The following is a 12,775-nucleotide window of genomic DNA, read 5'->3' as shown; positions in this document are numbered from 1 at the left end:
TGCACGCCTTCCTTTAAGAGGCAAGACCGCCCTCACAGAACACGAGCCGAGGAAACGCTGATGAACGATACGCCTTTGTGGAAACCCGATCCGGCCAAGGCCGAGGCGACGCCCATGGCACGCTTCCGCAAAACCGCTGCCGAGGCGGCGGCGGGCGAAGAACTCGGTGACTATCACGCTTTGCACGCCTGGTCGGTGCGTGATCCTGCCGCTTTCTGGAACGCGATCTGGGATCATTGCAGCGTCATCGGCGAAAAGGGCGAGCGGATCCTGGAAAGCGCCGAGGCGATGCCGGGGGCGGCCTTCTTCCCGGATGCGCGGCTGAATTTCGCCGAGAACCTCTTAAAGCGGAAAGGCGCCGAGGATGCCCTCGTCTTCCGCGGCGAAGACAAGGTGAGGCGGCGGCTCTCCTGGGACGATCTTTGCGGCCTCGTCTCGCGCCTGCAGCAGGCAATGCGCGACGCCGGCATCGGCAAGGGCGACCCGGTGGCGGCGATGATGCCAAACATGCCGGAAACGATCGCCGCCATGCTGGCGGCAAGCTCGCTCGGAGCGATCTGGTCGTCCTGCTCGCCGGATTTCGGCGAGGGTGGCGTTCTCGACCGCTTCGGGCAGATCGAGCCGAAGCTCCTCATCGCCTGCGACGGCTATTGGTACAACGGCAAGAAGATCGAGGTGGCCGACAAGCTCGCCAAGATCGCCGAGAAACTTCCAACGGCCGCAAAGGTCGTGATCGTGCCCTATCTCGATCAGGCCGAAGAGGTGGCGAAACGTGTGCCGCGGGGCGTCGCGCTCGGTGATTTCATCGCCTCTTTCGAGGCTCAGGAGCCGACCTTCGAACGCCTGCCCTTCAACCATCCGCTCTATGTACTCTTTTCCTCCGGCACGACGGGCATTCCGAAATGCATCGTCCACGGGGCGGGCGGCACGCTTCTGCAGCATCTGAAGGAGCATCGGCTGCATTGCTCGATCACACCGGGCGAGAAGCTTTTTTACTTCACCACCTGCGGCTGGATGATGTGGAACTGGCTCGTCTCGGGGCTCGCCTGCGATGCGACGCTCCTCCTCTACGACGGTTCGCCCTTCTATCCCGACGGCAACGCGCTCTTTGATTATGCCGCCGAAGAGAAGATGGCGATCTTCGGCACGTCGGCGAAATTCATCGATGCGGTGCGCAAGGCGGGGCTTAAGCCTGCAACCTCGCACGATCTGTCGGCCCTGCGCATGATGACCTCGACCGGCTCGCCGCTCGCGCCGGAGAATTTCGATTTCGTCTACGAGGCGATCAAAAAGGATATGCATCTCGCCTCGATTTCCGGCGGCACCGACATTGTTTCCTGCTTCGTCCTCGGCATTCCGACCGAGCCCGTCTGGCGCGGCGAGATCCAGGGGCCGGGTCTCGGCATGGCAGTCGATGTGTGGGACGAGGACGGCCAGCCCGTGAAGGGAGCCAAGGGCGAACTCGTCTGCACGAAGCCCTTTCCTTCGATGCCGGTGATGTTCTGGAACGATCCCGACGGGATCAAATACCAGTCTGCCTATTTCGATCGCTTTCCGGGCGTATGGTGCCATGGCGACTTTGCCGAATGGACCGAACATGGCGGCATCATCATCCATGGCCGCTCCGACGCGACGCTCAATCCGGGCGGTGTCCGGATCGGCACGGCGGAGATCTACAACCAGGTCGAAAAGCTGCCGGAGATCCTGGAGGCGCTCGCCATCGGCCAGACCTATGACGACGATGTGCGCATCGTTCTCTTCGTTAGGCTCGCGGAGGGCGTCGAACTCGATGCGGAGATGACGAAGCGCATCAAGCAGCAGATCCGCGACGGGGCCTCGCCCCGCCATGTGCCGCAGAAGATCGTCCAGGTCGCCGACATTCCGCGCACGAAATCGGGAAAGATCACCGAGCTTGCCGTGCGCGACATCGTTCACGGCCGCGACGTGAAGAACCTCGAGGCGCTCGCAAATCCCGAAGCGCTCGATCTCTTCCGCGATATCGAGGAATTGCGGAAATAACCTCGGGGGCGCCGTCCTCGGCGGTGCATGCGCTCAAAGCGCCGGCGTGAAGATGCTTGCCGTGATCACGAGGGCGACGGCGGCGAGGCCTGTGGCGGCGATCATCAGGGCACCGTCGCAGACGAGGAGCGCGAGCCCGATGAGCGCGATGGCGCCCATCGGCGCGCTGCTCGCAAACGGGATGAGTTCCAGGGGCGGCACGGTCAGCGTCATCACGATGCAGATGAAGGCCGCGACCCGCACGAAGGGGCCGCTGGCGTAGCGGGTGAGCCGGCCGTGGAACAAGCGGTCGAGGCGGCGCGCGAAGGCGCGCATGGATTTTGTCGCCTCGCCCAGTTTCCTGGCGGAGACGCTTTGGCGCGAGACAAATTCCGGGATCCAGAAATGGTCGCGGCCGAACAGCATCTGGCCTGCGAAGAGCGCAACGATGGCGGCGAGGAAGGTGGGGACGCCCGGTATCCCGCCGATCGGCGAAAGCTCGATCAAGGCGGGGACCAGGAGGAAGGGGCCGTAGCTGCGGTGGCCGAACGTGTCCATCATCTGTCCAATGGAGACACGCTCGTGCTGGCGTGCCGTTTCGGCGAGGCGATCGACGACCTCGGTGGTGTTGCGGGGACTGGATTCCATGAACGCCGAACGGCGGAGGAGAGGGTGGGTTCCACGCCGCGCCTGACCACGCCGGCCTGCCGGCGCTGCGCCTCGAAGCCCGGCTCCGGCGAACTTCAAAGGGGTTAACGGAATTTCTGCTATCTCCAGCCGGAGCCTCCCGAATTCGCGATGGCAGCTATCGCGTAAGGTACGTTGTGCAGTGCGGCGAGCGGGCGTAGGGCAGCGGCAAGAATAGAAGGGTCAAAGCAGGAGTGATCCGATGCGCACATCCCCCTCAACCCCCCAACCCCATCTCGCTGGAGCGCACTGGCACGACGCGCTCGCACGTCAGGGCCGTTCGTTCGCTCAGATGATGTCGACCTTTGCCACCGCCTGCGATCTCGCGGCCGAAGCGGAAGCGACCGGGCACGCCCCGGCCGACGCGTTCGAGCGTCTGTGCGGCAACAAGAAAATGGCCGCGCGCCACTGACCGCCTTTCAGCGCTGACTGGCCTCGCAATATGCCGGTTCCGGGTTGTCGGGGCCGGCATATTGCATTCAGAAGATGAGGATTTCCGGGCTTTTGCCCGCCGAGTGCCGATTTCCTTCCCTCTATCCCGCCTTCGCCCTTGAGCATGACGGGCGCTCGCCCAATAACGGTCGAGACGAAAAATAAGGAAGGGTAGGATATGGGCGGTTACGTCCTCGCCATCGATCAGGGCACGACATCGACACGAGCGATCGTCTTCGACGATCGCGCCCACGTCATGGGCGTCGGGCAGCTGGAATTCCAGCAGCATTTCCCGCGTTCCGGCTGGGTGGAGCACAATCCGGAAGACCTTTGGCGGACCACGGTGGAGACCGTGCGGCGCGCCTTGGCCGAAGCCCGGCTTTCCGCGCCGGATCTCGCCGGCATCGGCATCACCAATCAGCGCGAGACGACGCTCGTCTGGGATCGCAAGACAGGCAAGCCGGTCCACAACGCCATCGTCTGGCAGGATCGCCGGACGGCGCGGCTTTGCGAGCGCCTCATCAAAGAGGGGCATGCCGAGCCGGTCGCCGAGAAGACCGGTCTTCTGATCGACAGCTATTTCGCCGGCACCAAGGTCAACTGGATTCTCGACAATGTCGAAGGTGCGAGGGCGCGCGCGGAGGCGGGCGATCTTCTCTTCGGCACGGTCGACACCTGGCTCATCTGGAAGCTGACGGGCGGGCGCGTCCACGCGACCGACGCGACCAATGCGGCGCGGACGCTGATGTTCGACATTCGCCGCAACGAATGGGACGACGAGCTTCTCGCCATGCTCGGCGTGCCGCGCTCCATGCTGCCGGAGGTGAAGGACAGCGCCGCGGAATTCGGCGAGACGGATCCTGCGATCTTCGGCACGGCGATCCCGATCCGCGGCGTTGCCGGCGACCAGCACGCCGCCACCCTCGGCCAGGCCTGTTTCACGCCCGGCATGGTGAAGTCGACCTACGGGACCGGCTGCTTTGCCGTCCTCAATACGGGTGACGAATTCGTCCGCTCCAAGAACAAGCTTCTGACCACGATCGCCTACCGCCTCGACGGGCGCACCACGTACGCGATCGAGGGCTCGATCTTCGTCGCCGGCGCCTCCGTGCAGTGGCTGCGCGACGGGCTCAAAATGATCGACCGCGCCGAAGAATCGGGTGAACTCGCGGGCCGCGCCGATGACGGCCAGGACGTCTATCTCGTGCCGGCCTTCACCGGGCTTGGAGCTCCCTGGTGGGATTCCGATGCGCGCGGCGCGCTGTTCGGCCTGACGCGTTCGACGGGCCCGGCGGAACTTGCCCGTGCGGCGCTCGAATCGGTGTGTTTCCAGACGGCCGATCTCGTTTCCGCCATGCAGGGCGACTGGCAGGGCGCCGACAATCCGGTTCTGCGCGTCGATGGCGGCATGGTGGCGAGCGACTGGACGATGCAGCGTCTCGCCGATCTTCTCGATGCGCCGGTCGATCGCCCGGTGGTTCTGGAGACGACCGCTCTTGGCGCGGCATGGCTCGCAGGCCGGCAGGCCGGCGTGTGGCCGCAGGAAGAGGAGTTCGCCAAGGCCTGGCGCCCGGAACGCCGCTTCACGCCGCAGATTTCCGAGGACGTGCGGACCGCAAAGCTCGCCGGCTGGCGCGATGCCGTGCGCCGCACGCTGACCCGGCAGGACTGACGCCTCGATCTCTGCCAAATGATCTCTGACGAAGACGGCCGCCGCGCGACAGCGTGGCGGCCGGTCTCGTTGTGGGCGCGGCGAAGGGGCGCGGCATTCGGGCTTTACAGGCCTCATCACAATCATATTCTTGAAAGTGAATGTGATGATTTGCGGAGAACCCTGATGCGCAAGATCCTTGCCCTCGCGAGCCTCGTTCTGGTTTTCGCTACGCCCGCCGTGGCGCAGGAAAAGCCGTCGCTCGTGACCGTCGTGACATCGCCCGAGCCGCAGACGCAGCTGATGGCGATGGTGCTCACCATGCAATCCGTGCAGCAGGGGGCGAAGGCGCGGGTGCTTCTGTGCGGGCCGGCGGCCGATATCGCCCTCACGAATGCGCCGGCGAGCGCGATGGCGTTGCAGAAGCCGAAAGGCATGAGCCCGAAGGGGCTGATGCAGACCATGCTGCAAAAGACGGACACGGCCGTCGACGTCTGCGCCCTCTATCTGCCCAACAAGGGGCTGAACGAGGATGCGCTGATCGAGGGCGTCGGTGTCGCTGAGCCGCCGCAGATGGCGGAGCATCTCCTGGCGGAGAACACGCGCATTCTGAGTTTTTGAGGCACCCTCCGGCGCATGGTGGCGTCCCGGCGCGTCATTCGGGTGTGCCATCTGCAACTGGGGAGGCCACAACCGAGAGCATGCCCCGCCGTTGACCGGAAAACCCGCCGCTTGTAGGCGTGTCGCGTAGCATTTGGAGGACGGTTGCCGACACATCGCCCCCCTGCCTGATCGTGACCATCGCATGAGGGGATCTTTGGATCGACATCGTCTCTCCGTCCTGGGGCTCGGATATGTCGGGCTCCCGGTCGCCGCAGCTTTTGCGCGCGCGGGCTATGAGGTTGTCGCCTTCGACATCGATGCGGCCCGCGTGGAGGAATTGCGCGCCGGGCGCGATCGCAATGCCGAGGTGACGCCGCAGAATCTCGCCTGTCCAAGGCTTCACATCACGTCTGACGCGCAAGAGCTCGCCCGGGCCGATATTCACATCGTCACGGTGCCGACGCCGATCACTCCCGCCCGAAGGCCGGATCTCAGGCCGCTTCAGAGCGCCTCGGTGACCGTGGGGCGCGTGCTGAAGGCGGGCGACATCGTCGTGTACGAATCGACCGTCTATCCGGGTGCGACCGAAGACGTCTGCGTGCCGATCCTCGAAGCCGAGAGCGGCTTGAGGTTCGGGGAGGATTTTGCCGTCGGCTATTCGCCGGAGCGCATCAATCCCGGAGACGACCGCCATCGTTTCGAGACCATTGCGAAGGTGGTTTCAGGCTCCGATGATAAGACGCTCGATCGTCTCGCCGGGCTTTACGGCTCGGTGCTCGAGGCGGAGGTGCATCGCGCGCCCTCGATCCGCGTGGCGGAGGCCGCGAAAGTGATCGAGAACACGCAGCGCGACCTCAACATCGCGCTGATGAACGAGCTTGCCCTCATCTTCGATCGTCTCGGCCTGCGCACCGCCGACGTGCTGGCGGCCGCGCGCACCAAGTGGAACTTCGTCGATTTCACGCCGGGCCTCGTCGGCGGTCACTGCATCGGCGTCGATCCCTATTATCTGACGGCCAAGGCCGAGGAGATGGGCCACCATCCGGAGGTCATTCTGGCCGGGCGCCGCACCAATGACGGGATGGGCGCCTTCATCGCGCGCAAGGCCGTCAAGTTGATGATCGGGCAGGGGTCGCGCGTGAAGGGCAGCCGCGTCGGCGTTTTCGGGCTCACCTTCAAGGAAAACGTGTCCGATCTCCGCAACAGCCGCGTGCCCGACATCGTCGAGGAGCTGCGCGACTATGGCATCACGCCGCTCGTGCACGATCCGCTCGCGGAGAAGAGCGCAGCCTTTCGTGCCTATGGGATCGAGCTCAAGGAGATCGAGGCGATCGACGATCTCGATGCAGCCATCATGGCCGTTCCGCATGCGGCCTATCTCGCCGATGCGGGGCGAGATCTTTTCAAGCGCGTCAGAGATGGCGGCGTGGTTGTGGATGTGAAGTCGCGCTTTTCGGAGTGCCCCCCGCACCTCCATTACTGGAGCCTCTGACCGGTTCGGTGGCGTAGGCGCGGCGCTCCCAGTCGCTGTCGCGAAGCCGGTCGTAATCGTCGTCGAGCCGCACGACGTCGTCTTCGGCGAGATAGGCGCCCGATTGCACCTCGATGAGCTCGAGCGGGATCTTTCCGGGGTTTTCGAGGCGGTGCACTGCGCCGATTGGGATGAACGTCGATTCGTTCTCGTAAAGAAGCTTTTCGGTGTCCCCGATCGTGACGAGCGCCGTGCCGCGGACAACGATCCAGTGCTCGGCGCGGTGAAAATGCCGTTGCAAAGAGAGCCGGCCGCCGGGCTTCACCTCGATGCGCTTGACCTGGAAACGCTCGCCGCGATCGATCGCCTGATAGCTTCCCCAGGGGCGATAGACATAGGCCGGCTCTTCGATCTGCGGCCGACTGCTTTCCTTGAGCATGGCAACGAGAGGTTTGAGCGCCTCGGCTTTCGATCGATCTGTGACGAGCGTCGCATCCCGTGTCTGAACGACCGCGAGACCCGAAAGGCCGACGATGGCGACGAGGCTGTCGCCGAGGACGTAATTGTCCTGCGCCTCGACGAAGAGCGCCTCGCCCCGCGCGGCATTGCCCTCCCCGTCCTTTTCGGTGAGCGACCAGAGCGCCTCCCAGGAGCCGATATCGCGCCAGCCCATGGAGACGGGAAGAACGCGTATGGTCTTCGTTTTCTCCAAGACGGCGACATCGATGGAGGCGGGCGTCGTGCGGGCGAAACTCGTTTCCTCGAGCCGCAGGAAGCCGAACTCGCATCTCGCACCGGCCACGGCTTCGGCAGCGGCCGTGACCGTCTCGGGATCGAAGCGGGCGTATTCGGCAAGGAGTTGATCGGCGCGAAAGACGAGGTTGCCGGAGTTCCAGAGATAGCCGGCGGCGACATAATCCTGCGCCGCCGCAGCGTCCGGCTTTTCGATGAAAGCGGCGACGGCACGGATGCTCGACGTCTCGCCGGCGCCATCGGGCCGGATGTAGCCATAGCCGGTGGCGGCATGGTCGGGGCGCACGCCGAAGGTCACGATATGGCCGTGCTGCGCGCTGGCGACGGCCTCCTGCGCGGCCGCCCGGAAGCTTGCCACATCCTCCACCATGTGGTCGGCGGCGAGCATCATGACGACCGCCTGGGGGTCTTGCCCGGCGATGAAATGGGCTCCGGCCGCGACCGCCGGCCCGGAATCCCGGCCTTCAGGTTCGAGGAGAATGGTGGCGGTCAAGCCGAGTGCCGCCAATTGCTCTGCCACCATGTGGCGATAGCGGGCGGCCGTGACGATCACGGGCGGCGCGAAAATATCCGGCGCGCTGACGCGATGGATCGTTTCTTGGAAGGTCGAGCGTTTGCCCAGGAAGTTGATGAATTGCTTTGGCGCGGATACGCGCGAGGCCGGCCAAAGGCGCGTGCCTGATCCTCCGCACAAAATGAGCGGAACGATTGCCCCCATCGGTTCATCCCCCTGAACCCCAGGTAGCGATCGCAGGTTTTCGCAACTTATGCAAGGACGGCGCGCCGCCCTTCGTGGCCTGCGCTCAGGCGGCGCGCTGCGCGACGAACGAGCTCTCCGCGTAGACGCAGATATTGGCGCGTCCCTGACGTTTCGCCTGGTAGAGGGCCTGATCCGCCATGGTGTAGAGCTGCTTTGCGCCGAGCTCGCCGGAGACGAAGGTCGCAAGTCCGGCGCTCGCGCCGATGCGGATATCCTCGTGGCCGAGCGCGAAAGGCTGTGCGACGGCCGCGAGGATCGCTTTGCCGCGCGCGAAGGCTTCGGCGCCCCCCATGCCGACCGGCATGATGACGGCGAATTCGTCGCCGCCGATCCGCGCGGCGAAAGCCTCCAATGGCAGAGCGGTGCGGATACGGTCCGCCGAGGCGCAAAGAAGCTGATCGCCGATGACGTGGCCGAACGTGTCGTTGACCGGCTTGAAGCCGTCGAGGTCGAGGACGATGAGCGCGAAGCCTTCGCCCCGGGCGCCCGCCTCGCAGATCGCCATCGCCATTTTCTCTTCGAAATAGGCGCGGTTCGGCAGCTTCGTGAGATGATCGTGGCGTGCGAGCAGGCTCAAGGAGCGCTCCGCCTGAAGGCGCGCGACCATGGTCTGCGAATTGTAGACGATGAGCTGTATGGCGCCGACCGCAAACATGACCTCGATGAAGGCGAGGGCGATGTAACTCGAGCCGCCGAGCGTCAGCGACATGGCAATGACCGGCAGCAGCACGAGAAGGAGCTGCGCGATGGCGATCTGCGGCCGCACGACACGCACGACGATGCCGGTGAAATAGGCCATCGTAAGCGTCATTACGAGGACATCGGCCATGTGGTTCTGGAAGACGAGGGTGCGCGCCGCCAGGCCCCCGAGACATGCGGAAAATACCCAGCCGCCCGCCATATAGGCATGCTCCCAGCGGCGCCAGTCGCCGACAAGGCGCGAAGCGCTTCGGCGCCAGCGCCGGTAATGCAGGCAAATGGCGATACGTGCCAGACCGACGACAAACCCGAAGATCGTGATGGCACCGAGGATCTGGTCGCCCGTGTCCATCGCGGCGATCGTTCCGGCAACGGCGAACCCGATCAGAATGAGGGTGATGGAAGGCAAGGCGCCGTAAACGAGATCGAGCAGCTGGGGGAGGATCGCCTCCTCTCCATCGCTCCGCGATATGAGCATTGTCTCTGCCGTCATGGCTCCGCCCCACCTGTACGGCGAATGGGCTACAGGAGTTTAGAAGTCCTGAATAGAACCGTGAGAATGCGCACGGCCTGAGCGGAAAGGGACGATGGCGATTTGCGTTTCGTTCGTTGGTTCAGAGACATGGCCAGATTGTCGCAGCCGCTGGCACGGAGAAATTCGCGTGACGGAGTTGCCGTTCCCCCTCGGGAGGTGGGCGCGATGCGCTTGCGGCGAGCGGAGTAAGGGCAGAGGCGGATTGTCCTTTGCCTCGACCTTGAGACACGGCCGCATCGGGCTTGCGAAGCTTGCCGCGGCGGAAGGGATCGAATAGGCCTTTGCCGTCAGCCGGTTCGGCATTGTCCAGAGCCGCATCAAGGGGAATTTGAAGGGGAGGATCGGACATGAGGAACAGAGCTGGATGGCGCGTTTGGGCGGCCGGCGGAGCGCTGATCGCGGCGGCCGTGATCGCTGGCGGAGCGCAGGCGGAAACCCGCATCACCTATAAGTCGGCGAAGGCCGGCACCTCCTATTATCAGATGGGCGTGGAGCTCTCCGAGGCGATCAAGCAGGGCACCGACGGCGATGTGATCCTGACGGTCGAAGAAAGCCAGGGCTCGGTCCAGAACGTCATGGAAGCAGCGGTTCGTCCGGGAAGCTTCATCTTCACCACGCCGCCGGCGCTGGTGGGCCTCGCCCAGGCCGGCAAGGGCGCCTTCGAAAAACGCCCGAGCGAAAAGTTCAAGGACGTTCGCGCCCTCTTTCCGATCCCCTCGCTCACCATGCATTTCGTCATCGCCGGCGACGAGGCGGTGCTCCCCTTGAGCGCGCTTGAAGGCAAGTCGGTGCTTCTCGGCAAGGGTTCGTTCGGTGCGCGCGAGGGCGAGAAATATCTCGAGCTCTTCGATCTCAAGGACAAGGTGACGATCGCCAATGCCGAGCTCGGCAATGCCGCCGATGCCCTGAAGAACGGGCAGATCGATGCCTTCGTGACCTCCGGCTCGTTTCCGGCGCCGAACGTCGTGGAAACGGCCGCGAGCGCCGATATCGGCCTCGTCTCCATGACGGATGAGGAAGTCGAGAAGACCGGCCGCACCCGCGCCGTCATTCCCGCCGGCACCTATGCGGGCGTCGATGAGGACGTGGTGACGACCTCGCTTCCGGTCATCGCCTATACGACGACGGCGATGGACGCCGACACGGCCTATCTGGTGACGAAGACGTTCTGGGAAGAGAAGGCGCGCCTGTCCGAGACGGCGCCGTGGTGGAAGGCGGTGTCGCCTGAGCTTCTGTCGGAAATCGAAGGCAAGCTCCACGAGGGCGCTCTGCGCTATTACGAGGAAGCGGGCATCGACGTGCCGGAGCAGCTGAAATAGCGGCCCGGCCGAAACTCTCCCATTTTTCCGGCGATTGACCGAAAGGCGAGCCCGTGGACGATCCGCCGGCGAAGCATTGGCCATGGGTGGCGCTCGGGCTCGTCTCGATCGCCTTCCATATCGGCCTGATCTTTTACGGACTTGCGCCGGCGCTGGCGGCGCGTCCGATCCATATGGCGCTTCTCCTGCCGTGGATGCTGATCTTGCCCGCGAAGACGCCCTGGCAGCGTTGGAGCGGCTGGGCGCTCAGCCTTCTCGGCATAAGCGGCTGTCTCTATATCGCCTTGAACGCCTCCGACATCGCCGACCAGTATGGCTTCATCGACGGGCCCTTTCAGATGGGGCTCGCCGTGCTCCTCATCGCCGTGGCGCTCGAAACGGCGCGGCGTGCCATCGGCTGGCCGCTGCCGCTCGTGGCTCTCGCGACCCTCGCTTATGGGCTCTTCGGGCAATATGTGCCGGGCGAATTTGGCCATCCCGGCCTGCCGCTCGAGAGTTTTCTGGGGACGATGACGCTCGCCGAAGGCGGCCTGTGGGGGCAGCTCACCGGCGTCTCCGTCAATGTCGTCGCGATCTTCGTCATTTTGGGCGCGGTGTTGAATGCGGGCGAGGCCGGCAAGGGTTTCATGAATGTCGCGACGGTGGTCGCGGGCCGGCTGAAGGGCGGCGCGGCAAAGGTCGCGACCTTGTCGTCCGCGCTGTTCGGCTCCATTTCGGGCTCCGCCTCCGCCAATGTCGCCTCGACGGGGGCGATCACCATTCCGGCGATGACGAAGCTCGGCTATCCGAAATCGCTCGCCGGCGCGGTTGAGGCCGTCGCCTCCTCGGGCGGGCAGATCATGCCGCCTTTGATGGGCGCGGGCGCCTTCGTCATGGTGGAGCTGACCGGCACGCCCTACACGCAGATCATGGCGGCCGCGCTGCCGCCCGCGATCCTCTACTTCCTGACCGTGTGGGTGGGCGTCGACGCCTTTGCCACGCGCTACGATCTGCGCCCGGTGGAAAGCACCGACCAGCCGGGGCGGCGCGAGGCGATGATCACTTCGATGTTCTTCGCCGTGCCGTTTCTGGCGCTGCTGGCTGCGATTTTCGGCGCGGGCTTCACGCCGCAATATGCGGCCTCCGTCGCCATCCTGACGGCCACGATCCTGCTCTTCTTCGATGTCCGCCTGCGCTTCTCCTTCCGCCATTTCGGCAACAGGTTCGCGATCGCCGCCGTGACGGCCGGCCGCCAGGTGGCGATGATCGGCTCCATCATCATCTGCGCCTCCATCGTCATCGGGGTTCTGTCCTTGACCGGGCTCGGCGTGAAGGTGACGTCGACCATCCTCTCCGTCGCCAACGATTCCTTATGGCCGGCGCTTCTCCTGACGGCGCTCGCCTGCCTCATCCTCGGCATGGAGGTGCCGACGACGGCCGCTTATGTCATCTGCATTTCGGTCGCCGGTCCGGCCCTTGCCGCTCTCGGGCTGAAGCCGCTCGTCGCGCATCTCTTCGTCTTCTGGTTTGCGCTGTTGTCGACGATCACGCCGCCCGTCTGCGGGGCGGTCTTCATCGCCGCCGGCATGATCGGTGAGAACTGGCTGAAGGTGGCGGGAAAGGCGATGCTGCTCGGCATCGGGCTTTACGTGATCCCGCTCGGCATGATCGCCAATCCGTCGCTTCTTGCGCTCGGGGTGAGCCCGTTTGCAGCCCTTCTTGCCTTCGTGAAGGTGGGGGTGGGGCTATCCATGCTCTCCTATGGCATCATCGCCGCCCGCCCGCTGATGCTGCGCGTGCCTTTGGTCCTTGCAGGCGTTCTCTTCGTTTTCGTCAGCGTGTGAGGCCACGAGCCGCTCGCGCACCCCTGGTAGATCCAGATCTTCTT

Annotated in this window: 10 protein-coding genes; 7 read left to right on the top strand and 3 right to left on the bottom strand. The window is 64.6% G+C overall.

Annotated elements, in window-relative coordinates; translation table 11 throughout:
- The first annotated feature begins 60 nt into the window (after nucleotides 1-60).
- Nucleotides 61-2,019 (top strand): acetoacetate--CoA ligase, encoded by a 1,959-nt coding sequence (locus NYQ83_RS07710; RefSeq protein WP_409976962.1) that lies wholly within the window; start codon nucleotides 61-63, stop codon nucleotides 2,017-2,019.
- 33 nt (nucleotides 2,020-2,052) lie between these two features.
- Here the strand turns inward: NYQ83_RS07710 and NYQ83_RS07705 are convergent, their stop codons facing one another.
- Nucleotides 2,053-2,646: an exopolysaccharide biosynthesis protein gene (locus NYQ83_RS07705; RefSeq protein WP_261213748.1), complete on the bottom strand. Its 594-nt coding sequence runs from the start codon at nucleotides 2,644-2,646 to the stop codon at nucleotides 2,053-2,055.
- 241 nt (nucleotides 2,647-2,887) lie between these two features.
- On the opposite strand from NYQ83_RS07705, the gene NYQ83_RS07700 reads away from it, so the two are divergent.
- The 4 genes from NYQ83_RS07700 (at nucleotide 2,888) to NYQ83_RS07685 (ending at nucleotide 6,863) form a co-directional block, all read left to right on the top strand.
- Nucleotides 2,888-3,097 (top strand): hypothetical protein, encoded by a 210-nt coding sequence (locus tag NYQ83_RS07700; protein WP_128292231.1) that lies wholly within the window; start codon nucleotides 2,888-2,890, stop codon nucleotides 3,095-3,097.
- A 198-nt stretch (nucleotides 3,098-3,295) separates the two neighbouring features.
- The gene (gene glpK, locus NYQ83_RS07695) at nucleotides 3,296-4,789 is read left to right on the top strand and encodes a glycerol kinase GlpK (RefSeq protein WP_128292232.1); all 1,494 of its coding nucleotides are present in this window, start codon (nucleotides 3,296-3,298) and stop codon (nucleotides 4,787-4,789) included.
- Between the two features lie 165 nt (nucleotides 4,790-4,954).
- Nucleotides 4,955-5,389 (top strand): hypothetical protein, encoded by a 435-nt coding sequence (locus NYQ83_RS07690; RefSeq protein WP_261213745.1) that lies wholly within the window; start codon nucleotides 4,955-4,957, stop codon nucleotides 5,387-5,389.
- A gap of 196 nt (nucleotides 5,390-5,585) precedes the next feature.
- A complete protein-coding gene (locus NYQ83_RS07685; protein ID WP_261213743.1) occupies nucleotides 5,586-6,863 on the top strand; it encodes a nucleotide sugar dehydrogenase in 1,278 nt (425 codons plus the stop codon).
- Here NYQ83_RS07685 and NYQ83_RS07680 read toward each other — a convergent pair.
- Nucleotides 6,784-8,313 carry a mannose-1-phosphate guanylyltransferase/mannose-6-phosphate isomerase gene (locus NYQ83_RS07680; protein WP_261213742.1) on the bottom strand — a complete coding sequence of 510 codons (1,530 nt, stop codon included), beginning with the start codon at nucleotides 8,311-8,313 and terminating at the stop codon, nucleotides 6,784-6,786. The two genes, NYQ83_RS07685 and NYQ83_RS07680, sit on opposite strands and share 80 nt — an antisense overlap.
- Before the next feature lie 85 nt (nucleotides 8,314-8,398).
- Nucleotides 8,399-9,547: a GGDEF domain-containing protein gene (locus NYQ83_RS07675; protein WP_261213740.1), complete on the bottom strand. Its 1,149-nt coding sequence runs from the start codon at nucleotides 9,545-9,547 to the stop codon at nucleotides 8,399-8,401.
- Between the two features lie 389 nt (nucleotides 9,548-9,936).
- Between NYQ83_RS07675 and NYQ83_RS07670 the strand changes: the two genes are divergently transcribed.
- Nucleotides 9,937-10,908 (top strand): TAXI family TRAP transporter solute-binding subunit, encoded by a 972-nt coding sequence (locus tag NYQ83_RS07670; RefSeq protein ID WP_261213739.1) that lies wholly within the window; start codon nucleotides 9,937-9,939, stop codon nucleotides 10,906-10,908.
- A 53-nt stretch (nucleotides 10,909-10,961) separates the two neighbouring features.
- The gene (locus NYQ83_RS07665; protein WP_261213738.1) at nucleotides 10,962-12,731 is read left to right on the top strand and encodes a TRAP transporter permease; all 1,770 of its coding nucleotides are present in this window, start codon (nucleotides 10,962-10,964) and stop codon (nucleotides 12,729-12,731) included.
- Nucleotides 12,732-12,775 lie beyond the last annotated feature (44 nt).

It is taken from the genome of Afifella sp. JA880, assembly GCF_025379905.1.
In the GTDB taxonomy this organism is placed as follows: domain Bacteria; phylum Pseudomonadota; class Alphaproteobacteria; order Rhizobiales; family Afifellaceae; genus Afifella; species Afifella aestuarii.
The sequence above is the reverse complement of the archived record's forward strand: the minus strand, read 5'-3'. Positions and strand labels throughout refer to the sequence as shown.